At 32.1% G+C, this 23,497-nt stretch carries 25 protein-coding genes and 1 tRNA gene; 14 read left to right on the top strand and 12 right to left on the bottom strand.

What is annotated here, in order from left to right; genetic code table 11:
• Window positions 1-180: 180 nt before the first annotated feature.
• Window positions 181-3,624 (bottom strand): methylmalonyl-CoA mutase family protein, encoded by a 3,444-nt coding sequence (locus KCTC32516_RS06975; protein WP_301399702.1) that lies wholly within the window; start codon window positions 3,622-3,624, stop codon window positions 181-183.
• Between the two features lie 141 nt (window positions 3,625-3,765).
• On the opposite strand from KCTC32516_RS06975, the gene KCTC32516_RS06980 reads away from it, so the two are divergent.
• From KCTC32516_RS06980 to KCTC32516_RS06990, 3 genes are read left to right on the top strand one after another with little or no spacing between them, the layout of a single operon-like run.
• Complete coding sequence (locus KCTC32516_RS06980; RefSeq protein ID WP_301399704.1) at window positions 3,766-4,296, top strand: DUF4136 domain-containing protein; 531 nt, start codon at window positions 3,766-3,768, stop codon at window positions 4,294-4,296.
• A 23-nt stretch (window positions 4,297-4,319) separates the two neighbouring features.
• Window positions 4,320-4,490: a C1orf53 family protein gene (locus KCTC32516_RS06985; protein WP_301399705.1), complete on the top strand. Its 171-nt coding sequence runs from the start codon at window positions 4,320-4,322 to the stop codon at window positions 4,488-4,490.
• A 56-nt stretch (window positions 4,491-4,546) separates the two neighbouring features.
• A complete protein-coding gene (locus KCTC32516_RS06990; RefSeq protein WP_301399706.1) occupies window positions 4,547-4,735 on the top strand; it encodes a Lacal_2735 family protein in 189 nt (62 codons plus the stop codon).
• Here the strand turns inward: KCTC32516_RS06990 and pyrF are convergent.
• The gene (gene pyrF, locus KCTC32516_RS06995) at window positions 4,732-5,547 is read right to left on the bottom strand and encodes an orotidine-5'-phosphate decarboxylase (protein WP_301399708.1); all 816 of its coding nucleotides are present in this window, start codon (window positions 5,545-5,547) and stop codon (window positions 4,732-4,734) included. The genes KCTC32516_RS06990 and pyrF overlap by 4 nt on opposite strands.
• A 136-nt stretch (window positions 5,548-5,683) precedes the next feature.
• Between pyrF and KCTC32516_RS07000 the strand changes: the two genes are divergently transcribed.
• The 5 genes from KCTC32516_RS07000 to KCTC32516_RS07020 are packed head-to-tail and all read left to right on the top strand — an operon-like array spanning window position 5,684 to window position 8,378.
• A complete protein-coding gene (locus KCTC32516_RS07000) occupies window positions 5,684-6,178 on the top strand; it encodes a TlpA family protein disulfide reductase (protein WP_301399709.1) in 495 nt (164 codons plus the stop codon).
• 36 nt (window positions 6,179-6,214) lie between these two features.
• Window positions 6,215-6,973 carry a triose-phosphate isomerase gene (gene tpiA, locus KCTC32516_RS07005; protein ID WP_301399710.1) on the top strand — a complete coding sequence of 253 codons (759 nt, stop codon included), beginning with the start codon at window positions 6,215-6,217 and terminating at the stop codon, window positions 6,971-6,973.
• Window positions 6,973-7,809 carry a 50S ribosomal protein L11 methyltransferase gene (gene prmA, locus KCTC32516_RS07010; protein ID WP_301399711.1) on the top strand — a complete coding sequence of 279 codons (837 nt, stop codon included), beginning with the start codon at window positions 6,973-6,975 and terminating at the stop codon, window positions 7,807-7,809. Before tpiA ends, prmA begins: the two co-directional genes overlap by 1 nt.
• A 19-nt stretch (window positions 7,810-7,828) precedes the next feature.
• A complete protein-coding gene (locus KCTC32516_RS07015) occupies window positions 7,829-8,104 on the top strand; it encodes an ATP-dependent Clp protease adaptor ClpS (RefSeq protein WP_301399712.1) in 276 nt (91 codons plus the stop codon).
• Between the two features lies 1 nt (window position 8,105).
• Window positions 8,106-8,378: a hypothetical protein gene (locus KCTC32516_RS07020; protein WP_301399713.1), complete on the top strand. Its 273-nt coding sequence runs from the start codon at window positions 8,106-8,108 to the stop codon at window positions 8,376-8,378.
• 89 nt (window positions 8,379-8,467) lie between these two features.
• Here KCTC32516_RS07020 and KCTC32516_RS07025 read toward each other — a convergent pair whose 3' ends face one another.
• From KCTC32516_RS07025 to KCTC32516_RS07045, 5 genes are all read right to left on the bottom strand, one after another.
• Window positions 8,468-10,015 carry a M20/M25/M40 family metallo-hydrolase gene (locus tag KCTC32516_RS07025; RefSeq protein ID WP_301399714.1) on the bottom strand — a complete coding sequence of 516 codons (1,548 nt, stop codon included), beginning with the start codon at window positions 10,013-10,015 and terminating at the stop codon, window positions 8,468-8,470.
• Window positions 10,016-10,171: 156 nt separating this feature from the next.
• Window positions 10,172-10,245, bottom strand: a tRNA-Arg gene (locus tag KCTC32516_RS07030).
• Window positions 10,246-10,289: 44 nt separating this feature from the next.
• Window positions 10,290-10,520, bottom strand: a complete 231-nt coding sequence (locus KCTC32516_RS07035; RefSeq protein WP_301399715.1) for a putative signal transducing protein — start codon at window positions 10,518-10,520, stop codon at window positions 10,290-10,292.
• A 12-nt stretch (window positions 10,521-10,532) separates the two neighbouring features.
• Complete coding sequence (locus tag KCTC32516_RS07040; protein ID WP_301399716.1) at window positions 10,533-10,685, bottom strand: SsrA-binding protein; 153 nt, start codon at window positions 10,683-10,685, stop codon at window positions 10,533-10,535.
• Window positions 10,686-10,716: 31 nt separating this feature from the next.
• Window positions 10,717-11,133, bottom strand: coding sequence for a hypothetical protein (locus tag KCTC32516_RS07045; RefSeq protein ID WP_301399717.1), 417 nt, complete (start codon window positions 11,131-11,133; stop codon window positions 10,717-10,719).
• 122 nt (window positions 11,134-11,255) lie between these two features.
• Here KCTC32516_RS07045 and KCTC32516_RS07050 point away from each other — a divergent pair, with 122 nt between their 5' ends.
• The 4 genes from KCTC32516_RS07050 (at window position 11,256) to KCTC32516_RS07065 (ending at window position 18,641) form a co-directional block, all read left to right on the top strand.
• A complete protein-coding gene (locus tag KCTC32516_RS07050; RefSeq protein ID WP_301399718.1) occupies window positions 11,256-12,191 on the top strand; it encodes a calcium/sodium antiporter in 936 nt (311 codons plus the stop codon).
• 128 nt (window positions 12,192-12,319) lie between these two features.
• A complete protein-coding gene (locus KCTC32516_RS07055; protein ID WP_301399720.1) occupies window positions 12,320-14,503 on the top strand; it encodes a glutamine synthetase III family protein in 2,184 nt (727 codons plus the stop codon).
• Window positions 14,504-14,579: 76 nt separating this feature from the next.
• A complete protein-coding gene (locus KCTC32516_RS07060; RefSeq protein WP_301399721.1) occupies window positions 14,580-15,773 on the top strand; it encodes an AIR synthase related protein in 1,194 nt (397 codons plus the stop codon).
• Between the two features lie 312 nt (window positions 15,774-16,085).
• Window positions 16,086-18,641 (top strand): adenosylcobalamin-dependent ribonucleoside-diphosphate reductase, encoded by a 2,556-nt coding sequence (locus tag KCTC32516_RS07065; protein ID WP_301399722.1) that lies wholly within the window; start codon window positions 16,086-16,088, stop codon window positions 18,639-18,641.
• A 282-nt stretch (window positions 18,642-18,923) separates the two neighbouring features.
• Here KCTC32516_RS07065 and KCTC32516_RS07070 read toward each other — a convergent pair whose 3' ends face one another.
• Window positions 18,924-19,352, bottom strand: coding sequence for an Lrp/AsnC family transcriptional regulator (locus KCTC32516_RS07070; protein WP_301399723.1), 429 nt, complete (start codon window positions 19,350-19,352; stop codon window positions 18,924-18,926).
• A 132-nt stretch (window positions 19,353-19,484) separates the two neighbouring features.
• On the opposite strand from KCTC32516_RS07070, the gene KCTC32516_RS07075 reads away from it, so the two are divergent.
• A complete protein-coding gene (locus tag KCTC32516_RS07075; RefSeq protein ID WP_301399724.1) occupies window positions 19,485-20,207 on the top strand; it encodes a sulfite exporter TauE/SafE family protein in 723 nt (240 codons plus the stop codon).
• Between the two features lie 27 nt (window positions 20,208-20,234).
• Here KCTC32516_RS07075 and KCTC32516_RS07080 read toward each other — a convergent pair whose 3' ends face one another.
• Window positions 20,235-20,666, bottom strand: a complete 432-nt coding sequence (locus KCTC32516_RS07080; RefSeq protein WP_301399725.1) for a DUF6265 family protein — start codon at window positions 20,664-20,666, stop codon at window positions 20,235-20,237.
• A 90-nt stretch (window positions 20,667-20,756) separates the two neighbouring features.
• Between KCTC32516_RS07080 and prfA the strand changes: the two genes are divergently transcribed.
• Entirely contained in the window at window positions 20,757-21,833 is a 1,077-nt protein-coding gene (prfA, locus tag KCTC32516_RS07085) for a peptide chain release factor 1 (RefSeq protein ID WP_301399726.1), read from the top strand.
• A 325-nt stretch (window positions 21,834-22,158) separates the two neighbouring features.
• On the opposite strand, the gene KCTC32516_RS07090 is transcribed toward prfA, so the two are convergent.
• The 3 genes from KCTC32516_RS07090 to rpmI all read right to left on the bottom strand — a co-directional run bounded on the left by KCTC32516_RS07090 (window position 22,159) and on the right by rpmI (window position 23,468).
• Window positions 22,159-22,731, bottom strand: a complete 573-nt coding sequence (locus KCTC32516_RS07090; protein ID WP_301399727.1) for a hypothetical protein — start codon at window positions 22,729-22,731, stop codon at window positions 22,159-22,161.
• Between the two features lie 103 nt (window positions 22,732-22,834).
• Window positions 22,835-23,179, bottom strand: coding sequence for a 50S ribosomal protein L20 (gene rplT / locus KCTC32516_RS07095; protein WP_301399728.1), 345 nt, complete (start codon window positions 23,177-23,179; stop codon window positions 22,835-22,837).
• Between the two features lie 91 nt (window positions 23,180-23,270).
• On the bottom strand, window positions 23,271-23,468 hold the full coding sequence (gene rpmI / locus KCTC32516_RS07100) for a 50S ribosomal protein L35 (RefSeq protein ID WP_301399729.1): 198 nt from the start codon (window positions 23,466-23,468) through the stop codon (window positions 23,271-23,273).
• Between the last annotated feature and the right edge of the window lie 29 nt (window positions 23,469-23,497).

Consider the following 23,497-nt stretch of genomic DNA (forward strand, 5'->3'; position numbering starts at 1 on the left):
CTTCAAAAACAAAAATCCGCACAATTTGTGCGGATTTTAATTTCTTTATAGTTCGAAATCAAGCTTGGAATAAGCAGCTTATAAGATTTTGTTATATACAATAATAAAGAATCCAAGATGCCGCTAAAAGGCGGCATAAGCGATTCACAAAGTTTTTTTAATAAAAAACTTGTTCTCTGCTTACATGTTCCTCCTATATTGCCCACCAACTTTAAACAACGCTTCTGTAATTTGTCCTAAAGAACAAAACTTGGTTGCTTCCATTAATTTGTCAAATAAGTTTTCATTCTGAACTGCAGCTTCTTGTAAAATTGCCAATTGTGTTACAACTTTATCAGGATTCGCTTTGTTCAACAATTCTTTCGTCTGTATTTGATATTGTTTTTCTTCTTCAGTTGCTCTAATTACTTCCGCAGGTTGAACTGTCGGAGAACCTTTAGAACTCAAGAATGTATTTACACCAATAATTGGAAATTCTCCATTGTGTTTCAACGTTTCGTAATACAAACTTTCTTCTTGTATTTTAGAACGTTGATACATCGTTTCCATCGCGCCTAAAACACCACCACGCTCTGTAATTCTATCAAATTCTGTTAAGACTGCTTCTTCTACTAAATCAGTCAATTCTTCAATAATAAATGCACCTTGAATCGGATTTTCATTTTTCGTCAACCCTAATTCTTTGTTGATGATTAACTGAATCGCCATTGCTCTACGAACTGATTCTTCAGTCGGAGTGGTAATCGCTTCATCGTATGCATTGGTGTGTAAAGAATTACAATTATCATTGATTGCATACAATGCTTGTAATGTTGTACGGATATCATTAAAATCAATTTCCTGTGCATGTAAAGAACGTCCAGAAGTCTGAATGTGATACTTTAACATTTGCGCTCTCGGATTTGCTCCGTATTTGTACTTCATGGCTTTTGCCCAAATCTTACGAGCAACTCTACCAATTACAGAATATTCTGGGTCGATTCCGTTTGAGAAAAAGAACGATAAATTCGGTCCGAATTTATTAATGTCCATTCCTCTTGATAAATAATATTCTACATATGTAAATCCGTTAGATAAAGTCAATGCCAATTGTGTAATTGGATTTGCACCAGCTTCTGCAATATGATATCCAGAAATAGAAACCGAATAAAAGTTACGCACTTGCTTTTCGATGAAATATTCTTGTACATCTCCCATCAATCTCAATGCAAATTCTGTAGAAAAAATACAGGTATTTTGTGCTTGATCTTCTTTTAAAATATCTGCTTGTACCGTCCCTCTAACTTGACTTAAAGTAGTTGTTTTTATTTGTTGATACACATCCACAGGTAAAATCATATCACCTGTTAATCCAAGTAGCATTAATCCTAAACCATTATTTCCTTCAGGTAAACCACCTTGATACACAGGTCTGTCTAATCCTTTTGAATCGTAAATTTCTTTAAATTTTGCTTCAACTTGTTTTTCTAATTTGTGCTCTTTGATGTATTTCTCACAATTCTGATCGATGGCTGCATTCATAAAGAAGCCAAGTAACATTGGTGCTGGACCGTTAATTGTCATTGAAACAGATGTCATTGCATGACTTAAATCGAAACCAGAATATAATTTCTTGGCATCATCTAAACAACAAATTGAAACACCTGCATTACCAATTTTACCATAAATATCTGGTCTAACTCCAGGGTCATTTCCGTATAAAGTAACAGAATCAAAAGCAGTTGATAAACGCTTTGCATCCATTCCTAAACTCACATAATGGAAACGCCTGTTGGTTCTTTCTGGTCCGCCTTCTCCTGCAAACATTCTTGTTGGGTCTTCACCGGTTCTTTTAAACGGATACAATCCAGCTGCGAAAGGAAATTCTCCAGGAACATTTTCTTGTAAATTCCAACGCAATAAATCGCCCCAAGCTTGGTATTTTGGTAAACTAATCTTAGGTATTTGTGAATGTGAAAGCGATTCGCTGTGTGTTTCTATATTGATTTCTTTTCCACGTACTTTAAAGGTGTATATTGGGTTTTTGTATCTTTGAACTTTCTCGTTCCAGTTTAAAATGATTTCCCAGTTTAAAGGATCAAAGTTTAGTTTTACTTTCTCGAATTGTACTAAAAGTAGCTTGATAAATTCCTTGTCATCTCGAGCGGAGTCGAGAGACAGGATCTCATCTTCATTCAAACCTGTTTTAATAATTTCTACAGGTGAGTTTGTGATTGATTCTATCGTTTGATAAATCCCATATAATTTTTGAGCAACCACAACTTGATCATCTACTTTTTTATCGTAGGCTCTATTGCTTTCAGATATTTCTGATAAATAACGAACTCTACTTGGCGGAATCACAAATATTTTTTCAGACATTTCTTTAGTGATTTCCATATCTGATTTTAAATCTGCTCCAGTTTTTTCAACCAATTTATCCATAATACGTTTGTACAGCGTATTCATTCCTGGATCGTTAAATTGTGATGCTATGGTTCCAAAAACAGGCATGTCATCCATATGAACATCCCACAAATTGTTGTTGCGCATGTATTGTTTTTTTACGTCGCGAATGGCATCTAAAGCGCCACGTTTATCAAATTTATTGATGGCAACTAAATCAGCAAAATCTAACATATCGATTTTCTCTAATTGCGTTGCAGCTCCAAATTCTGGCGTCATCACATATAAAGAAGTATCAGAATGTTCTATAATTTCTGTATCCGATTGCCCGATTCCAGAAGTTTCTAAAATGATTAAATCGAACTCAGCAGCTTTTAAAACTTGTACTGCTTCATTTACATATTTTGATAAGGCTAAATTAGATTGACGAGTTGCTAAAGAACGCATATAAACTCTAGAATTATTGATGGCATTCATACGAATACGATCTCCTAAAAGTGCACCGCCAGTTTTTCTTTTTGATGGATCAACAGAGATTAATCCAACCGTTTTATTTGGAAAATCAATTAAAAAACGACGAACTAATTCGTCCACTAAAGATGATTTTCCTGCTCCACCAGTTCCTGTAATTCCAAGAACGGGAGTAGTATCCCCTTTTAATTTTCCCAAAGGGGAAAAAAGCCTTTCGAATTCGTCATGCTGATTTTCTGCAAAAGAAATTAATCTTGCAATTGTATTTATACTTTTCTCTTTTAAAGAACCTGCTATTTCCTTCCCTTTGGGAAGGACTAAGGATGGGCTAGCATAATCAGATTGCTTCACTAAGTCATTAATCATTCCTTGCAAACCTAATTCTCTTCCATCGTCAGGAGAATAAATCCGTGTAATTCCATAATCCATCAAATCTTTGATTTCTTCAGGAAGAATTACACCGCCGCCGCCGCCAAATATTTTAATATGTTCTGCGCCTTTTTCTTTTAACAGGTCGAACATGTATTTAAAATACTCATTATGTCCACCTTGGTAAGAGGTCATTGCAATTGCATTTGCATCTTCTTGTATGGCGCAGTTTACAACTTCTTCAACACTTCTATCATGTCCTAAATGAATTACTTCTACGCCAGTAGATTGAATAATTCTTCTCATTATATTGATTGCCGCATCGTGCCCATCAAATAATGATGCTGCGGTTACAATTCTTACTTTATGTATTGGCTTATAAGGTGCTATTTGTTCCATTCGTAATAAATCAAAATTTTGTGTGCGCAATTTACGGAATTCTTAAAAAATAATTTGATTCTTTGCGTATTTTTAAAATTTTTAAATTCTTTTTGGTATGTTTTTTGCTAATTAGACTTTGATAACTTTAACTATTTTCTGATGAAAAAACTCATACTATTATTTCTGTCAACTTTTTTACTTGCTTCATGTAGTAGTGTAAGAGTGGTTACAGACTACGATTCAAAAACAGATTTTTCTAATTACAAAACTTTTGCCTTCTATAAAAGCGGAATTGACAAAGCGAAAATTTCTGATTTAGATAAACGTAGAATTTTAAAAGCAATTGAAGTAGGATTGCTTGCAAAAGGATTTAAAAAATCTGAGAATCCAGACATGTTGGTGAGTATTTTTGCCAAGTCAAGAAAAACAGTTGATGTAGATTCTAGAGTTGATTATCCAATTTCATATTATTATCCATCTTATTATTATGGACGAGACAGGCTTCGTATTACCAAGCAAACAGAAGGTACTTTATTTATTGATTTTATTGATGTGAAATCCAAGAAATTAGTTTGGCAAGGAATTGGTTCTGGGGCTTTAGGAGCAATAACTGGAGCTAAAAAAGCAGAGAGAATTCAAACATTTGTAAAAGAAATTATTAGTAAGTTTCCGCCAGATAAAAAGAAGTAAAATTTAAATGTTAATTTTGTTGGATGTTTAAACCCCGAATTGAATTAGAACCAGAGGACTTTTATTTTAACAAAGAAGGTTATCGAGTGTTTACAGAAAAATACCATTTAAAAAGAGGTCATTGCTGTAAAAGTGGATGTAAACATTGTCCGTATGGTTATGATAAAAAAACAGATACTTTTAAACCTTTGTAAATTAATTCCTTGTAATTCAAATATTTGTGTATATTTATAACTATTAAAATTTATAAATGTCACGTTTAAGTCAATTATTACAATATCGAAAACATCTAGAAGATAGATATCGTAGATTGTTAGAGAAATCTAGCGATTACAGACATATTGATGAAATTAAAAGTGATAGAGCTGCTTATAAAGCGATGAAAATTCGTGGTAAATTGAATAGAATTAACTATTTAAATAAAGAGATTTCAATTTAATTTCTTAGAATTCCTTCCATTTCTTGTTGTAACTCTTTCGCTTTATTCTTTGCTGAACTTGCAAAATTTTCGTCATTTGAGGCATAAATAATTCCACGGGAAGAATTGATCAACAAACCAATATTTTCTGACATTCCATATTTACAAACATCTTCTAAGTTTCCGCCTTGAGCACCAACGCCGGGAACTAATAAAAAACTATTCGGAACAATTTTTCTGATTTCTTTAAAATATTCAGCCTTCGTTGCGCCAACAACATACATTAAGTTTTCTGAGTTTTTCCAAGATTTAGAAGTTTCTAAAACTTCTTTGTACACCTCTTTTCCGTTTATAGATTTTGTTTGAAAATCAAAAGCACCTTCATTAGAAGTCAATGCTAATAAAATGGTGTGTTTGTCTTTAAATGCTAAAAAAGGTTCAACTGAATCTTTTCCCATATAAGGAGCAACTGTAACAGAATCAAACGCTAAATCTTCAAAGAAAGCTTTTGCATACATGGTAGATGTATTTCCAATATCGCCACGTTTTGCATCCGCAATTGTAAAAATTTCTGGATAGTTGTTGTTGATGTATTGAATGGTTTTTTCAAGAGCTTTCCAACCTTTAATTCCATAAGCTTCATAAAAAGCAGTGTTCGGTTTGTAAGCAACACATAAATGATGCGTTGCGTCAATAATTGCTTTGTTAAATGCGAAAATTGGATCTTCTTCTTGTAGTAAATGTTGAGGTATTTTAGCTAGATCTACATCTAAACCAATACATAAAAACGATTTTTTCAGATGAATTTGTTCGAGAAGTTGCTTTGTTGTCATTAAAACAGTAATAAAGTTTAGCAAAGGTACTTAATTTTGATAGTTTATCTATATTTGTTTTTAATGCAAACTTATATTTTCTTTTCTTTTTGTAAGATTTTTTCTTAATTATTGACCAATTTACAAACTTTTCATCATGATTAAAAAAATCCCTTTTTTTTCACTTTTAACTTCAATTTTAATTGGATGTAGCTTAAACTCTCCAAAAACTTTTTCTGAAAAAGTATTGAATGATTCTTTTTTTGATATCAATAATAAAACAATTCAATTTAAAGAAATCTTAGCAAAAAATAAAGGGCAAAAAATGCTGATAAATGTTTGGGCTTCTTGGTGTGGAGATTGCGTTGCTGGTTTTCCAAATTTAAAAGAGTTTCAAAAAAATAACCCTGAAGTAAAATATGTTTTTCTATCTATAGATCGAAGTGTTTTTAGCTGGAAAAAAGCGATAGAAAAATATAATATTAAAGGAGAACATTATTTTATGAAAAATGGATTGAATAGTGCCTTTGGTGATTTTTTAAATTCTAATTGGATTCCGAGATATTTGGTGGTAAACGAAAAGGGTACCATAGATTTATTCAAAGCAAAAAAGATTACCGATAAAAGCATAGCTGAAGCCTTAAAAAAATAACGTATTTTTGCAGTGTTTAACAGTAAAATAGTATCAATGAGAAGTAAAATTGTTGCAGGTAATTGGAAAATGAATAATGATGCCAAGGAGACAAAAAACTTGGTAAAAGGAATTAGAAAAGCAATAAAAAGATTTCCTTTAGCAAATACAAGAGTGCTCGTTGCACCGGCATTTGTAAACTTAAGAAGCGCAAATAAAAAAGCTAAAAAATCAAACATAGAAGTTGTTGCTCAAAACATGCATCAAGAAAATAGTGGTGCTTTTACGGGTGAAATTTCTGCGGATATGTTACAAAGTATTGGTATTAAAACCGTGATTATTGGTCATTCAGAAAGACGATCAATTTTTGGGGAAACAGATGAACTTCTTGCTCAAAAAGTAAATCAAGCAATTGAAAAAGAAATGGAAGTCATCTTTTGTTTTGGAGAGCAATTAGAAGATAGAAAAACGGACAATCATTTTACAATTGTACAATATCAATTAGAAAAAGGATTGTTTCATTTAGAAGCGATTGCTTGGAATCAAATTGTGTTGGCATACGAACCGGTTTGGGCAATTGGTACAGGAGAAACTGCATCACCAGAACAAGCGCAAGAAATGCATGCTTTTATCAGAAAATTAGTACAAGAAAAATACAATACAAGTGTTGCTGATAATACATCTATATTATATGGTGGAAGCGTAAAACCTTCTAACGCAAATAAAATATTTTCTAAAGAAGATGTTGATGGTGGTTTAATTGGCGGAGCATCTTTAAATATAGAAGATTTTACAGAAATTATCAAAGCAATTTAATGGATAATATATATATAGAATATAATTTTGTTGTTGAGCCAACAGCACCTGGTACAGAAATTTTAATTGCAGAATTAGGTTTTGCTGGATTTGAAAGTTTTGTAGAAAACGAAAATGGCGTTACAGCTTATATTCAAAAAGAAGATTGGAATGCCGAGATTTTAGAGGATATTTCTGTTTTAAAATCTGAAGAATTCTCGATTACTTTTGATAAAAACGAAGTTGCGCAAACCAATTGGAATAGTGAATGGGAAAAGAACTTTGAAGCAATTCAGGTTGATGATCTAGTCAGTATTCGAGCGCCTTTTCATGAAGATAAAAAACTAAAATACGATATTGTTATTGAGCCAAAAATGAGTTTTGGAACAGGGCATCATGAAACAACACACATGATGATTCAGCATTTGTTAGACTTAGATTTGGAAAACAAAAAAACACTTGATATGGGTTGTGGAACTGGAATTTTAGCAATTTTTGCTGAAATGAAAGGAGCAAAACCAATTGACGGGATTGATATTGATAATTGGTGTTATTTAAACTCAATAGAAAATGCAGAACGAAATAATTGTAGCGCTATTTCGTTTTACGAAGGTGATGCAAGTTTGCTAACAACTCAGAAATATGATGTTATTATTGCGAATATTAATAGAAATATTTTGTTGGCAGATATGAAAACGTATACAGGTTGTTTATTAGCAAACGGAGTTTTGTTACTAAGCGGATTTTACAAAGAAGATATTCCAATTATTGATGCAGAAGTTTCTAAATATGGATTGCAATTGCAAAAGACCATCGAAAGAAATAATTGGGTTTCACTAAAATATTTAAAAGAGTAATTGTATATTTATTTTTAAAATGAGTACAAAAGAGAAAATACAAGAAGAAGTAGATGTTCTTGAAAAAGAAGTAAACCAGCACGAAATAGTGTTGTTTAATGATGATGTAAACACTTTTGATCATGTAATAGATTCTTTGATTGATGTTTGCGAGCATACCTTAGAACAAGCAGAACAATGTTCTATTTTAGTGCATTATAAAGGAAAATGTACTGTAAAAACAGGTGCGTATAAAGATTTAAAACCAAGATGTTCTAAATTATTACAGCTAGGTTTATCAGCAGAATTGGTTTAATATGACAAATGTATTTTTATACTATGATTTCGGTTCCTTTTTTAAAGATGAATCTGATACTTTTTCTGGAAACGAAATTTGTTATAGCGAGTTAAATCCAGAACATTTTTTAATTTTCGAAAAAGACAACGAAAAGTACAACTTGTATATTTCTAAATACAATTCAAAAAAAGATATCGGAAAAAACAAACCACTTCTTTTAGAAACCATTATCGAAAATTACGACAAAAGTATTCCTGAACATCGCGTTGCGATACGAAGATATTTTGAGTAAGCAGCAATGTTTTTGAAGTCTTTTCTAATTTAAATATCAAAACGCATCCTTTTTGGATGCGTTTTTTTTATTTGTCTGTAAACACTTTACTATCTCGTCGTTGTTATTTTTCGAGGGAGTTTTTCATCTCTTTGTGCTGTATTATATACAAAGGAAGCAACAATTACAGCCATTTGTTTTAAGTCGTCTATTACTAAACGTTCGTAATTATCTGCATTTGTATGATGTGTTCTAGATCTGTATTCGATAGGATCTTGAATAAATTGAAACCCTGGAATTCCAACAGCATCAAAAGCTAAATGATCCGTTCCGCCTGTATTATTTGTTGTAACTGTTGTGTTGTCAATCATATCACTAAAAGGTGTAAACCAACTTTTAAAAATTGGAACGACATCTTTATTTCCTTGTGTATAAATTCCGCGAATTCTTCCAGTTCCATTATCAATATTAAAATACCCAGCTACTTTTTCATTTTCTTTTGTGAATTTTTTTGTTTCAGGATCTCCGAAATGATTTTTAACATAATTTCGAGAACCATGTAGGCCTTGTTCTTCTCCGTCCCAAAGGGCAATTCTTATGGTGCGTTTTGGTGTTACGCCAACAGCTTTTAAAATACGCATAGCTTCCATCATTACAATAGAGCCGGCAGCATTATCTGTTGCTCCAGTTGCTCCATGCCAAGAATCTAAATGTGCTCCTAACATTACAATTTCAGCTTTTAAATTTTTATCAGTTCCAGGAATTTCTGCAACAACATTATGTCCGTTTAAATTTTTGGAATTGAAAGCTGTTTTAACTTCAGCTTCAATTTCTACATTTACACCGTTCTCTATTAAACGAGCCATTAAATTTGCATGTTCTGGAACCATTTCTAATTCACTAATAGATTTTGAAGCATTTTTTAAATAGCCTCTTCCGCCACCAGTAAAAAGAGTTCCATGTCGTCCGTTTTTCCCTGTAATTTGTAAGGCAACACCTTCTTTTACAAGAAAATCTCCAATTTTTTGAGTTAATTCTCTTCTCTTCATCCAGGCAGCTCTTCTTGCTTCCATATCAGTGTTGTTTCCAGTTCTTCTAGCTCTTGGTTCATTCGGTTTTTCCATTTTGTTTAGTGCTTCATTGCTCAAGCGAACTGCATCAGCTTTAAAAGTTGGAGCTTGGCTACCTGTTGCTTTTACAAGAACGATTGCACCTTTTAGTTTTCCTTTGTATTTTGCAAAATCTGCTTCAGATTTGATATCTAACATTACTACTTTTCCAGAAATAGGTCCGTTTGTTCCTTCCGACCAAGCTTTTGGAACAGCGACAAAAGACATGTAATATGGTTTTGTCATAGCAACATAATTTTTTTCTATTTCCCAACCTTTTCCAAATTCTCCCCAAGCTTCTGTTTTAGAGTTTTGTAAACCCCATTCAGAAAGTTGGTTTACAGCATAATTTGCTGCTCTTTTGTATCCGGGTGAATTTGTTAAGCGAGCACCTGCTTTGTCAATCAATTCAAAAGCGATTTTTTCTACATGAGAATTGTTTAGTCCTTCTTTTTTAATTTTTTCAATAGTAGTTGCATCAAATAGTTCTTGTCCGAAGGAGAGTGAGATAAAAAATAATGCAGGTAAAATGAATAATTTGCGAATCATAGTTTTAAAATTTAGTGATTATTGTTTGTTTTTTAGATGTTGATTATCAAGTATTTTTGATAAATATATGTAAAAACTAATTAATTAAAAGAAGATGCTAGAATTCAGAATTGTTGTAAATAAAAAAACGCATCAATTTTGATGCGTTTTTTTGTGTGACCACGGCTGGATTCAAACCAGCAACCTCTTGAGCCGTAATCAAGTGCGCTATTCAGTTGCGCCACGTGGCCGTAAGCGGCTGCAAATATAGTTGCTATTTTTTAATTTTGAAAATCTATTCTGCTATTTCTTTTTTAAATTCTTCTATGATTGGCGTTGCTTTTTCTAAATCAGAGCCATAGATAAATAATTCAATATTGTCAATAGCTAAGCCAAAACCGCCAAGTCTTGCAGATTCGTGATGATTTTTAATTAAACTTGGTATTTTTTCTTTATCAAGTAAGTAGCTTAATCTATCAATAAGTATTGATGTTCCTGTAAATATTTTTATATGTTCTTTTGTCATATTTATATGATTTTAGTCTAATGATTTCATGGTAACATATGCCCTCCAGCCAATAATAGCTAATTGTATTTTTGATGCCTTGCTTATGTCTAATTGCTTTTTTGTAAATGAAGGTAAAACAACCTTATTTACGTTGGCTACTATTTTAAAAAAATGTTTTTTCATCTGTTTAAATATACTTCATTTGATGTTGATATCAAAATGATTTTTTCTCTGATTTTGAATCTGTAAAGGTAAATTCTAAAGTAGTACTTTTTGTGGCGATTGCTATTCCATTTAATTCTCCAACTTTAATATTCGGAATTGGTTTTCCTCTGTCGTAAAAAGTAACTTCAGAGTTGCTTCTTTTGTTTTTTACTGTAATGGTAATTTTAATAATTTCATTTTGTTTGTTGAATTTTAAATTACTATAGGTAAAAAATAAGCTTTCTTTTGCTAGATTTTTTTTAAAATCACTTAGTTTTTCTATTGTAAAATCTTTGGTAATTGTTTCTGTAAAACCGTTAAATCTAGTTTGTAAGAAGGATTTTTTTTCTTGAGCAATTATAGTGCTGCTAAATAATAATGTAAAAATTAAAGCAGAAAAAAGAAATATATAGTTGTGTTTTATCATAAAAATGCACTTAATTTTTTACACAAATAAAAACAAAAGATAAAAGTAATTTTTTTAAAATGAAATAAAGAGAAATCTGTTCAAAAATTCTAATTATACTATCTTCGCATAAAATTAAATACATGGAGTTTTTATATCTAATCTTAGGGCTAATTTTATTGATTTCTGGAGGTAATTGGTTGTTGAAAGCAGCAGTTGCAATATCTTTAAAATTAAATATCCCTAAAATTGTAATTGGTATGACGGTGGTTTCTTTTGCAACATCGGCGCCAGAATTAATTGTTAGTGTAAAATCTGCATTAAACGGTTTTCCAGATTTAGCTTTAGGAAATGTTGTGGGTTCTAATATTGCCAATTTAGGGTTGGTTTTAGGAATTACAGTTGTCTTGTCTAAGATTGATGTTCAGAAAAGTTTCTATAAAACCGATTGGCCTGTAATGATGATTGCGTCAGGGTTGTTGTTTTATTTTTTGTACAATGATAAAGTGATCGATTCTTATGAAGGTGTCATCTTGTTTTCTTGTTTGATTTTATTTTTAATTTATTTATTGCGTTTTCAAAAACAAGCAGTTGTTGATGAAATGCCAGAAGATGATGAAATGTTGCCTTTGTATAAAATAGCATTATTTTTTACGATTGGCGGAGTAGGATTGTGGGCTGGATCTGAGTTTTTAATAAAAGGAGCCGTAGATTTAGCAAAAGACTTTGGAGTTAGCGAACGTATAATTGGTGTAACAGTTGTTTCTGTCGGAACAAGTATTCCAGAATTAGCAGCTTCCGTAATTGCAGTGCTTAAAAAAGAAAAAGCAATTTCCCTCGGAAACTTAATAGGATCTAATATTTTTAACATTTTTGGGGTTTTAGGGATCACGGCAATGATTACACCAATACGGTTAAAAGATATTGAGTTGTTAGATTATGATATTTTTTGGATGCTAGGAATTTCCTTCTTAATACTTCCTCTTGTATTTTTTCCAAGAAAATTAAGACTAGATTGGAAAGACGGATTTATCTTATTGGTATTATATGGAATCTTTATTTTTACTACAATAAGCTAATTTTATAGCTTTTATTCAAGAAAATATAACTTTTTTTAAAGTTTACCCCTATTTTTTTAGGGGTATTTTTATTTTAAAAGTAATTTTTGTGTACTTTTGCCCTATCTAATTTTAATTTTAAATAAAAAATGGCAACAATTCGATTTAACGCATTAAAAGAAACATTGAATAGAGTTCCTGTAAAAATTACAGAAGAAGAAAGAAAGTCAGAGGCTTTTGGTAAAAATGTATTTAACGAGCATTCAATGCGTCAGTTTATGACAAAAGTGGCGTATCAAAGCGTGATGGATGCAATTGAGTTTGGAAAAAAAATTGATAGAAATGTTGCAGATCAAGTTGCTGCAGCAATGAAAGATTGGGCATTATCAAAAAATGCAACACATTATACACACTGGTTTCAGCCATTAACTGGTGCAACTGCAGAAAAGCATGATGCTTTTTTTGAAACGATTGGTAACGGAAGAGCAATGGAAAAGTTTGGTGGAGGAGAATTAGTGCAGCAAGAACCAGATGCTTCTAGTTTTCCGAATGGCGGAATAAGAAATACGTTTGAAGCGAGAGGTTATACTGCTTGGGATCCAACATCACCAGCATTTATTTACGGAACAACATTGTGTATTCCAACAATATTTGTTGCCTATACAGGAGAAGCATTAGATAATAAAGCTCCGTTATTAAGAGCATTACAAGCAATTGACAATTCTGCAACTGCAGTTTGTAAATATTTTGATAAAAATGTAACCAAGGTAAATGCGTCTTTAGGTTGGGAACAAGAATATTTTTTAATTGATTCTGCTTTGGCAATTTCTAGACCAGATATCAACTTAACAGGAAGAACATTATTAGGACATTCTCCAGCAAAAGGACAACAATTAGACGATCATTATTTTGGTTCAATTCCGCGTAGAGTATTGAGTTATATGCGAGATATGGAGCAAGAATGTATGTTGTTGGGAATTCCAGTAAAAACACGTCATAATGAAGTGGCGCCAAATCAATATGAATTGGCACCGATTTTTGAAGAAGCAAATTTAGCAGTAGATCACAATTCGTTGTTGATGGATGTGATGGAAAGAGTCGCTCAAAAACATAATTTTAGAGTATTATTTCATGAAAAACCATTTGCAGGAATCAATGGTTCAGGAAAACACAATAACTGGTCGTTGGCAACAAGTACGGGAGTGAATTTATTAAGTCCTGGAAAAACACCGATGAAAAATTTACAATTTTTAACCTTTTTTGTAAACACCATCAAAGCAGTGCATGATTATGAAGAATTGATTAGGGCATCAATTGCATCTGCAAGTAACGATCATCGTTTAGGAGCAAATGAAGCGCCACCAGCAATTATTTCTGTATTTATTGGTTCGCAATTATCCGCAGTTTTAGATGAATTGGAAAATGTTACCAAAGGAAAATTATCGCCAGAAGAAAAAACAGATTTAAAATTAAATATTGTAGGCAAAATTCCTGAGATTTTATTGGATAATACGGATAGAAACAGAACATCGCCTTTTGCTTTTACAGGAAACAAATTTGAATTAAGAGCAGTGGGTTCTTGGGCAAACTGTGCTGGTCCAATGACAGTTTTAAATACAATTGTAGCAAAACAATTAAAAGATTTTAAAATTGAAGTAGATGCTTTAATAGAAAAGAAAAGCTTAAAGAAAGATGAAGCTATTTTTAATATTTTAAGAGAATATATTAAAGCTTCAAAAAAGATCCGTTTCGAAGGAAATGGTTACGGAGAAGAGTGGGAAATTGAAGCAGTTAAAAGAGGGTTGAGTAATAATAAAACGACTCCTGAAGCGCTGAAGGAAAAAAAATCTAAGAAAACCATTGCTCTTTTTGAAGAAATGGGGGTAATGAGTAAAATTGAAACCGAAGCTCGCCATGAAATTGAACTGGAAGAATACATTTTAAGAATTCAAATTGAAGGAAGAGTTTTAGGGGATATTGCTAGAAATCATATTATTCCAACGGCAATTAAATATCAAAATACGTTGATAGAAAATGTAAGTGGATTGAAAAATATTTTTGGAGATAAATTTAAGGTTCACGCAAAAGAACAAATCGATTTGATCAAGAAAATATCAAAACATATTGCAGAAATAAACTCTAAAGTTGAAATAATGACTGATGAGCGTAAAAAAGCAAATACATTACACGGTCAAGAAGCTGCTGATGCTTATTGTAATATTGTAAAACCATATTTTGATGAAATTAGATATCACTGTGATAAATTAGAAATGATGGTAGATGACGAGCTTTGGCCATTGGCAAAATATAGAGAATTATTATTTACTAGATAATTAAAAATTAAATCCCGCTTTAGCGGGATTTTTTACTCACAAAAAAGTAAATTTGTAGCAACAATAACACAACAATATGAGTCAAGAAGTTTCTAAACGATACGCACAACGTGGCGTTTCTGCATCTAAAGAAGATGTGCACAATGCCATTAAGAATATCGACAAAGGTTTGTTTCCGAAAGCGTTTTGTAAAATCGTTCCAGATTATTTAACAAATGATGAAGAGTATTGTTTGATTATGCACGCAGATGGAGCAGGAACAAAAAGCTCTTTGGCGTATATGTATTGGAAAGAAACGGGCGATATTTCTGTATGGAAAGGAATTGCGCAAGATGCGTTGATTATGAATATTGATGATTTATTGTGTGTTGGTGCAACAGATAATATCATGTTGTCTTCTACCATCGGACGTAATAAAAGTAAAATCCCTGGAGAAGTGTTGTCAGCAATTATCAACGGAACAGAAGAGTTAATCGAGGATTTAAAAAAATTCGGAGTTACGATTCATTCAACCGGAGGAGAAACTGCAGATGTTGGCGATTTGGTAAGAACAATTATTGTTGATTCTACGGTAACTGCAAGAATGAAACGTAGCGATGTTATTGACAATGCAAATATAAAAGCTGGAGATGTAATTGTTGGTTTGGAATCTTTCGGACAGGCAACCTATGAAACTGAATACAACGGCGGAATGGGATCTAACGGATTAACGTCTGCTCGTCACGATGTTTTTGATAATTATTTAGCAAAAAAATATCCAGAAAGTTTTGATGCTGCTGTTCCTGCGGATTTAGTCTATTCAGGAGACACAAGATTGACAGATTCAGTAGAAAATTCTCCAATTGATGCTGGTAAATTGGTGTTGTCTCCAACAAGAACCTATGCGCCAATTATCAAGGAAATCTTATCAAAATATACTTCAGAAAGCGTCCACGGAATGATTCATTGTTCTGGTGGCGCACAAACCAAAATTTTACATTTTGTTGATGAATTACATATAGTAAAAGATAATTTATTTCCGATTCCGCCTTTGTTTAAATTGATACAAGAACAATCAAAAACCGATTGGAAAGAAATGTATCAGGTTTTTAACTGTGGGCATAGAATGGAATTGTATGTTTCTCCAAAAATAGCAGAAGATCTTATTGCTATTTCTAAATCATACAATGTAAATGCACAAATTGTGGGTCGAGTAGAAGCATCTTCTTCTTCTTCTTCTTCTTCTAAAAAATTGACAATTAAAAGTGCGTTTGGAGTTTTTGAATATTGATCAATAGTTTGTAAAACTACTATTTTATCAAAATAAGTGCTTTTTTGTAGAATTACAATTCGCTTTTATCTGTATATTTTTTTCTTAAGATAGAATATTGCTGTTACCTACTTGTTTAGAGGATTTTAAGTATTCTTGTAGAATTAAAAAATAAAATATTTGTAAACATTTTAGTGTTTATAGAAGTATAAGTATTTGACAACTAGCTTTTTATAAATTTTTTTTGTAAACTTTGTGATTTTAATCGTATTTTTAGTTGTTTTTTTTTACTTTAGAGATGTCGAATAATAATCTAATTCTCTAGTAAAAACAATGAAATCAACAACACAAATTACTCCTAAAAAAACCTATACAAGACAAGAAGCGCTAGCTGCGGCTTTAAGCTATTTTAATAATGATGATTTAGCTGCAAGTGTTTGGTTAAATAAATACGCATTAAAAGATTCTGACGGAAATATTTACGAAAGTACGCCAAATGATATGCATACTCGAATTGCAAAAGAAATTGCAAGAGTAGAACAGCGATATGAGAATCCGCTAACAGAATCAGAAGTCTTTGAAGCCATTAAAAACTTTAAATATATTGTTCCGCAAGGAAGTCCGATGGCAGGAATTGGAAATCCATTTCAAGTTGCATCACTTTCTAATTGCTTTGTGATTGGTAATGATGGAAATTCAGATTCTTATGGTGGAATCATGAAAATTGATCAAGAGCAAGTGCAGTTAATGAAACGTCGTGGTGGTGTTGGTCACGATTTATCACACATTAGGCCTAAAAGTTCTCCCGTAAAAAACTCGGCATTAACATCCACAGGAATTGTTCCTTTTATGGAACGTTATTCAAATTCAACCAGAGAAGTGGCGCAAGATGGTCGTCGTGGCGCATTAATGTTGTCGGTTTCTATCAATCATCCAGATTCTGAAGATTTTATCGACGCAAAATTAGAGCAAGGAAAAGTTACCGGCGCAAATGTATCTGTAAGAATTGATGATGCATTTATGAAAGCAGTAAAAAAGGATGAAAAGTATACACAGAAATACCCAATTTTTAGCGCAGATCCAAAAGTTACAAAAACGATAGAAGCTAAAAAAATCTGGAAAAAAATTGTGCACAACGCATGGAAATCTGCTGAGCCAGGAATTCTTTTTTGGGATACCATCATTAATGAATCGGTACCAGATTGTTATGCGGATTTAGGATACAAAACGGTTTCTACAAATCCGTGTGGAGAAATTCCTTTATGTCCGTACGATTCTTGTCGTTTGTTGGCAATCAATTTATTTTCGTATGTAGAAAATCCGTTTACAAAAAAAGCTGCATTTAACTTTGAGCTGTTTAAAAAACACATTGTAATTGCACAAAGAATGATGGACGATATCATCGATTTAGAATTAGAGAAAATCGATAAAATATTAGAAAAAATTGATGCAGATCCAGAAGCTAGCGATGTAAAAGCAACTGAAAAAAATCTGTGGTTAAACATCAGACAAAAAGCATACGAAGGAAGAAGAACCGGAATTGGAATTACCGCAGAAGGAGATATGTTAGCGGCTTTGGGAATTAGATACGGAAGCGAAGAAGGAAACGATTTTTCTGTAAAAGTGCACAAAACATTAGGAATAGAAACGTACAGAGCATCTGTAAATTTAGCCAAAGAACGTGGCGCATTTTCGATTTTTGATTCAGAAAGAGAAAAAAACAATCCGTTTATTTTGCGCTTAAAAGAAGCAGATAGTAAATTGTATTACGAAATGTTAGAATACGGACGTAGAAATATTGCTTTGTTAACGATTGCGCCAACCGGAACAACGAGTTTAATGACGCAAACTTCATCAGGAATTGAACCTGTTTTTATGCCAGTGTATAAACGTAGAAAAAAAGTAAATCCAAACGACAAAGGTTCTCGAGTAGATTTTGTTGACGAAGTTGGAGATTCTTGGGAAGAATATGTGGTTTTTCATCATCGATTTAAACAATGGATGGAAGTAAACGGAATCGATTCTTCTAAAAACTTTTCGCAAGAAGAATTGGATGTTTTGATAAAAAAATCGCCGTATTACAAAGCAACTTCGAACGATGTAGATTGGATGAGTAAAGTAACCATGCAAGGCGCTGTTCAAAAATGGGTAGATCATTCAATTAGTGTCACCATTAATTTACCAAACGACGCCAACGAAGATTTGGTGGGCGAGTTGTATTTAAAAGCGTGGGAAGTTGGCTGTAAAGGTGTAACGGTGTATAGAGATGGTTCGCGTGCTGGAGTGTTGATTTCTAATGACGAAAAGAAAGAAGAAGACCAAGAAAATGTATTGACTTCTTTTCCTGTTATTCGTCCAGAAGTTTTGGAAGCTGACGTCGTTCGTTTTCAAAATAAAAAAGAAAAATGGATTGCTTTTATTGGTTTGGTTGATGACAAACCGTACGAAGTTTTTACAGGTTTGGTTGATGATGAAGACGGAATTTTAATTCCGCGTTGGGTAGAAAATGGTTTGATTTTAAAAAGCAGAAATGAAGATGGAACATCACGTTACGATTTTCAGTACAAAAACAAGCGAGGTTATAAAACTACTATTGAAGGATTGTCGCACAAGTTTAATCCTGAGTTTTGGAATTATGCAAAATTGTTCTCTGGAACCTTACGTCACGGAATGCCAATTGATAAAATTGTAGAATTGATTCAGAGTTTACAATTAGATAGCGAATCAATAAATACGTGGAAAAACGGAGTTGTGCGTGCACTAAAACGTTATGTAGAAGATGGTACAAAAGCAAAAGGACACACCTGTGAAAACTGTAAATCTGATAGTTTAATTTACCAAGAAGGTTGTTTGACCTGTCAAGATTGTGGTTCTTCTAAATGTGGATAAATCCTATTTTATAGAAAGTAAAAATCCCAAATTCATTTTGAATTTGGGATTTTTGTTTTGTTGAGGTTTTTGTGTTTTGTTATAAAACAACAACAAAGTAAGCGTTTTTTAAGTAGAATGTCATTCCGAACGAAGAATGAGGAGGAATCTCACGAAATTAGCACTAAACTTTATGAGATTTCTCAATCGCCTAAAAAGCTCATTTCGAAATGACATTTGGTTTTTAATCATTAAGTAGAAGCAAACTCTTTTAAGAGTTTTTCATTTTCTGATATTTTTACATTAAAGGTTTTTGTCTTTTTTAATTTCAGATAAAATAAGGTGTGTCATCGTATCTCCATAATTAATTAACTTATCGATAAATTGTTGTAAATGAAGTTGGTCTTTTAATACAGCACGAATGTGTATATTTTGAGAACCAGTAATCCTGTAGGCTTCTTTTATTTCTGAAAACAGATTGACATCGGTAATAAATAATTTTATTTTTCCGCTAAATAATTTAAGAATGATAATAACCTCTAGCCCAAAACCGAGCTTAGAATAATCGACATGAAGCGAGTAAGCTTTGATAACCTGGGCATCTTCTAATTTTTGAACACGTTCTCTTACAGAAGATGGAGAAAGGTGGATTTTTCTACCAATATCAGCAAATGAAATTCTAGCATTTTGTTTTAATTCACGGATTATTTTGTTGTCTATAATATCTACCATTGATTTGAGTGTTTTGAGTATAAAAATACATTTTATTAATAAAATAAAGGATTTTATATGATTGAATCAATTTTATAAATTAAAAATCTATAGATAGTTTTGACGCATTAATTATTACAAATTTCATTAAAAATGAGTGTCTCAATTCTATTAGTTGTTGGTTTAGGTATTTTACTTGGTTTCTTTTTTCAAACAGTAACAGGTTTTGCAGGAGCTTTAATTGCGTTGCCTATTTTATTACTTGTTCTTGGTTTGCAAGATGCAATCGCTTATATTTCTATATTTTATTTTTACTCGAGTGTGTATTTTATTGCTCAAGAATGGAAAAATATAGATAGAAGAATTATTTTAAAACTTAGTATCGCCACTATTTTAGGAGTTGGTTTGGGGATTTGGGTTTTGGCTCATGGAAAACCTATTTTTTTAAAGAAAGCTTTAGGAATTTTTATATTATTATATGTGATATATGCAATGTATGCAAAAGATAAAGTATTTCATAAGCCTAAACTTGAATTTTTATTTGGTTTCGCAGGCGGATTTTTCTCTGGATTGTTTTCTACTGGTGGTCCTTTATATGTAATTGTTGTTAAGAACTCAGCCGTTACAATGAAAACCTTTAGAGCGACTATGTTTGGAGTATTAGGTTTAATAACTGCTATTAGAATACCTACGCTTTATAAAGCAGGTATTTTAAATATGGAACAAGTACATTATTCATTTTATATAATGCCGTTTTTTATATTGGCTATTTATCTAGGTAAAAAAGCGTACGCTAAACTAAATGAAACAGTTTTAAAGAATGGGGTTTTAGCTTTATTATTTTTATCAGGAGTGATGTTAGTGTTGAAGTCGTAAGATTAAAATTGATATTGATTTAAAGTGTCAATCGAACTTTTCAAAAACAAACTCAATTCCGAATTGGTTGTTAGAGACACGCGCTTTTAATTGCTTGTTTTCTAACCAATAGATGATTTTTGTAGGGAAATTGTGAGTTGGGTTTTCAGCAACAAAAGAAGTATCGGTTTGTGAAGTAAATTGAAACAAGGGGGGAGTTTCATTTACGCCTTCAACTTTTAAAGTCAACGTATTATTAATAGCTACAATACCTAGAGTTTCTTTAAAAGTAGTGTCTTTTTCTTTTATGATAAATCCTACTCCAGTAAAGTTTTTATTCCAAATTTCATAGGTAGTATTTCCTGATTTGTCGTTTGTTCTTATCCATTTTCCTAATAAGAACTCAGGTTTCTGGGGTTTGGTTCCTGTGTTGCAAGAAAAAATAAAAAGCAAACAGACAAAAAATATAAGTGTACGCATTGTAAAATAATTTAATCAAATATACATGAAATCTAATTTAGAGAAGTTCAGAGAAAATTGTAAATTCGCACTCCAAGTAAAGACTAGAAGATGTTAGATAAATTAAGAATTGTAAAACAACGTTTCGATGAGGTTTCTGATTTAATCATCCAACCAGATGTAATTTCAGACCAAAAACGGTATGTGCAATTAAGTAAAGAATATAAAGATTTAGGCGATGTTGTTAAAAAAGGGGAAGAATATCAATCTTTATTAAACAATATAGAAGAAGCAAAAGAAATTATTGCTGATGGTTCTGATGCAGAAATGGTAGAAATGGCAAAAATGGAAATGAGTGATGCCAATACCAGAATCCCTGAATTAGAAGACGAAATTAAATTCTTATTGATTCCGAAAGACCCAGAAGATTCTAAAAATGCAGTAGTAGAATTACGTGCCGGAACTGGTGGTGATGAAGCAAGTATTTTTGCTGGAGATTTATTTAGAATGTACACAAAATATTGTGAGGGTAGAGGTTGGAAAGTTTCTACAGTAGATTTTTCTGAAGGAACAAACGGCGGATTTAAAGAAATTCAGTTTGAAGTAAACGGAGAAGATGTGTACGGAACCTTAAAGTTTGAAGCAGGCGTGCATCGTGTACAAAGAGTTCCACAAACAGAAACACAAGGAAGAGTGCATACTTCTGCCGCAACAATGATGGTTTTTCCTGAAGCAGAAGAATTTGATGTAGAAATCAATCCAAAAGAGGTGCGTATCGATTTTTTCTGTTCGTCTGGTCCTGGAGGACAATCTGTAAATACAACCTATTCTGCAGTTCGTTTAACGCACATTCCAACGGGTTTGGTGGCGCAATGTCAAGATCAAAAATCGCAGCATAAAAATAAAGAGAAAGCGTTTAAAGTATTGCGTTCTCGTTTGTACGATATGGAATTGGCAAAGAAGCAAGCAGAAGATGCTTTAAAGCGAGGCTCTATGGTTTCTAGTGGAGATAGATCTGCGAAGATTAGAACCTATAATTACGCTCAAGGTCGAGTTACAGATCATAGAATTGGTTTGTCATTATATGATTTACCAAATATTATGAATGGTGATATTCAGAAAATTATAGATGAGTTAATGCTTGCAGAAAACACAGAAAAGTTAAAAGAATTAGGAGACGGATTTTAAAAATCAGTTTTTCTTATAAAACAAAAGGCACCTGATTTGGGTGCTTTTTTTTGGTTCTTATTTTTTCAAATAATAAAAGCGATTAAAAATTTGGGGGAAGTTTTTAATCGCTTTAGGTTAACAAATAATTAAGGGGTAATTTTTATATAACAAAGTATAACAATAATTAATTCATTATAATTATATACTTCAAATGTAAAGTAGTTTTTGAAGTTGTACAATACCCATTTATGGGGTTTTTTTCTTCTCACGGAAAACCGTGAGCTGACTCACGGAAAATGGGGTATTAGCTCTCACGGAAAACCGTGAACTGTATCATTAAAATTTAGTTATTTCTGTTTTTAATAATCTCGTCTTGCAGCTGTCTGCGTAGTTTCTGCTCTCTTTCTATCGATTTTTTTCTAAAAGAATTGAATTCGTCTTCTACATCTTCTAAATTGTTTTTTGCCGCAGTGATTAGTACATCGCTATTGTTAAACTTAAAAATAAAATATCCTAAAAAAGCAAGTAACGCAATAATAATGGTAAATAAAATGAACGAGTAAAAACCTTTACTTAATTGCATTCCGAAAAGAGATATTGAATTTTCTTTATTTAAAGCTTCATTAAGTTTCGTTGTAGTTTCATTTTTCTCCTTTTCTAATAAATCAATAGTTGTTTTTTGAGAATTAAGTAGCGTGTTTTTACTATTCAATTGCCCGGTGTAACTTTTAATACTGTCTAAAACATTGTTATGTAAATCTCCAAAATCTTTTTTAAGAATTACTTTGTATTCTAAGTAATTGTTAGATTTTTTATAGACTGTTCTAAATTGATTGTCAAGTGTATTTGTATTTTCTTGTGAAAAAGAATTCAAAGAAAAAAGAACGGCAAGTAATAATGTAAAGGTAGGTTTCATAATTTAATATTATTAATAACAAATCAGATATTAAAGGTTAAAAATAACAAAAAAAACCCAAACGGAACGTCTGGGTTTTTATATATAAGCAAGGATTATTATATTATTTTACTTTCTCTACAATTGCCTTAAAAGCTTCTGGGTTGTTCATTGCTAAATCAGCTAAAACCTTACGGTTTAATTCGATGTTATTAGCTTTTACTTTTCCCATAAACTGAGAGTAAGACATTCCATGTTCTCTAGCTCCAGCGTTGATACGCTGAATCCATAATGCACGGAAGTTTCTCTTATTGTTTTTACGATCTCTATAAGCATATGTCATTGCTTTTTCCACCGCATTTTTTGCTACCGTATAAACGTTTTTACGTCTTCCGAAGTAACCTTTTGCTGCCTTCAAGATTTTTTTTCTTCTTTTTCTTGAGGCTACTGAATTTACTGATCTTGGCATAATTCAAATTGTTTTCTGTAGTTGGCGACAACTAAGTTGTACTTTTTATTTGCCTAACTCCATGGTTAATAATTAAATTCCCTTTAATTAACTATTTTAAAGTTAATTGTTGTTTGATGTTCGCTTCATCAGACTTGTGTACTAATGTTGCGTGCGTCAATTTAAGCTTACGTTTCTTAGACTTCTTTGTTAAGATATGACTCTTAAACGCGTGCTTTCTTTTGATTTTTCCAGAACCTGTCAACTTAAAACGTTTCTTGGCACTAGATTTGGTTTTCATTTTAGGCATTTCTCCTTCGTTTTTATCTCGCTTATAAG

This window comes from Polaribacter huanghezhanensis, assembly GCF_030444335.1.
In the GTDB taxonomy this organism is placed as follows: Bacteria; Bacteroidota; Bacteroidia; order Flavobacteriales; family Flavobacteriaceae; genus Polaribacter; species Polaribacter huanghezhanensis.

What these genes read in the sequence shown, in the direction of transcription:
- tpiA (WP_301399710.1), top strand. Translation starts at nt 6,215, where the DNA reads ATGAGAAGTAAAATTGTTGCAGGTAATTGGAAAATGAATAATGATGCC.
- KCTC32516_RS07055 (WP_301399720.1), top strand. Translation starts at nt 12,320, where the DNA reads ATGGCAACAATTCGATTTAACGCATTAAAAGAAACATTGAATAGAGTT.
- prfA (WP_301399726.1), top strand. Translation starts at nt 20,757, where the DNA reads ATGTTAGATAAATTAAGAATTGTAAAACAACGTTTCGATGAGGTTTCT.
- KCTC32516_RS07015 (WP_301399712.1), top strand. Translation starts at nt 7,829, where the DNA reads ATGAGTACAAAAGAGAAAATACAAGAAGAAGTAGATGTTCTTGAAAAA.
- rplT (WP_301399728.1), bottom strand. Translation starts at nt 23,179, where the DNA reads ATGCCAAGATCAGTAAATTCAGTAGCCTCAAGAAAAAGAAGAAAAAAA.
- KCTC32516_RS06990 (WP_301399706.1), top strand. Translation starts at nt 4,547, where the DNA reads ATGTCACGTTTAAGTCAATTATTACAATATCGAAAACATCTAGAAGAT.
- KCTC32516_RS06980 (WP_301399704.1), top strand. Translation starts at nt 3,766, where the DNA reads ATGAAAAAACTCATACTATTATTTCTGTCAACTTTTTTACTTGCTTCA.
- KCTC32516_RS07090 (WP_301399727.1), bottom strand. Translation starts at nt 22,731, where the DNA reads ATGAAACCTACCTTTACATTATTACTTGCCGTTCTTTTTTCTTTGAAT.
- KCTC32516_RS07045 (WP_301399717.1), bottom strand. Translation starts at nt 11,133, where the DNA reads ATGATAAAACACAACTATATATTTCTTTTTTCTGCTTTAATTTTTACA.
- KCTC32516_RS07040 (WP_301399716.1), bottom strand. Translation starts at nt 10,685, where the DNA reads ATGAAAAAACATTTTTTTAAAATAGTAGCCAACGTAAATAAGGTTGTT.
- KCTC32516_RS07080 (WP_301399725.1), bottom strand. Translation starts at nt 20,666, where the DNA reads ATGCGTACACTTATATTTTTTGTCTGTTTGCTTTTTATTTTTTCTTGC.
- KCTC32516_RS07050 (WP_301399718.1), top strand. Translation starts at nt 11,256, where the DNA reads ATGGAGTTTTTATATCTAATCTTAGGGCTAATTTTATTGATTTCTGGA.
- KCTC32516_RS06975 (WP_301399702.1), bottom strand. Translation starts at nt 3,624, where the DNA reads ATGGAACAAATAGCACCTTATAAGCCAATACATAAAGTAAGAATTGTA.
- KCTC32516_RS07070 (WP_301399723.1), bottom strand. Translation starts at nt 19,352, where the DNA reads ATGGTAGATATTATAGACAACAAAATAATCCGTGAATTAAAACAAAAT.
- KCTC32516_RS07000 (WP_301399709.1), top strand. Translation starts at nt 5,684, where the DNA reads ATGATTAAAAAAATCCCTTTTTTTTCACTTTTAACTTCAATTTTAATT.
- prmA (WP_301399711.1), top strand. Translation starts at nt 6,973, where the DNA reads ATGGATAATATATATATAGAATATAATTTTGTTGTTGAGCCAACAGCA.
- KCTC32516_RS06985 (WP_301399705.1), top strand. Translation starts at nt 4,320, where the DNA reads ATGTTTAAACCCCGAATTGAATTAGAACCAGAGGACTTTTATTTTAAC.
- KCTC32516_RS07020 (WP_301399713.1), top strand. Translation starts at nt 8,106, where the DNA reads ATGACAAATGTATTTTTATACTATGATTTCGGTTCCTTTTTTAAAGAT.
- KCTC32516_RS07065 (WP_301399722.1), top strand. Translation starts at nt 16,086, where the DNA reads ATGAAATCAACAACACAAATTACTCCTAAAAAAACCTATACAAGACAA.
- pyrF (WP_301399708.1), bottom strand. Translation starts at nt 5,547, where the DNA reads ATGACAACAAAGCAACTTCTCGAACAAATTCATCTGAAAAAATCGTTT.
- rpmI (WP_301399729.1), bottom strand. Translation starts at nt 23,468, where the DNA reads ATGCCTAAAATGAAAACCAAATCTAGTGCCAAGAAACGTTTTAAGTTG.
- KCTC32516_RS07035 (WP_301399715.1), bottom strand. Translation starts at nt 10,520, where the DNA reads ATGACAAAAGAACATATAAAAATATTTACAGGAACATCAATACTTATT.
- KCTC32516_RS07075 (WP_301399724.1), top strand. Translation starts at nt 19,485, where the DNA reads ATGAGTGTCTCAATTCTATTAGTTGTTGGTTTAGGTATTTTACTTGGT.
- KCTC32516_RS07060 (WP_301399721.1), top strand. Translation starts at nt 14,580, where the DNA reads ATGAGTCAAGAAGTTTCTAAACGATACGCACAACGTGGCGTTTCTGCA.
- KCTC32516_RS07025 (WP_301399714.1), bottom strand. Translation starts at nt 10,015, where the DNA reads ATGATTCGCAAATTATTCATTTTACCTGCATTATTTTTTATCTCACTC.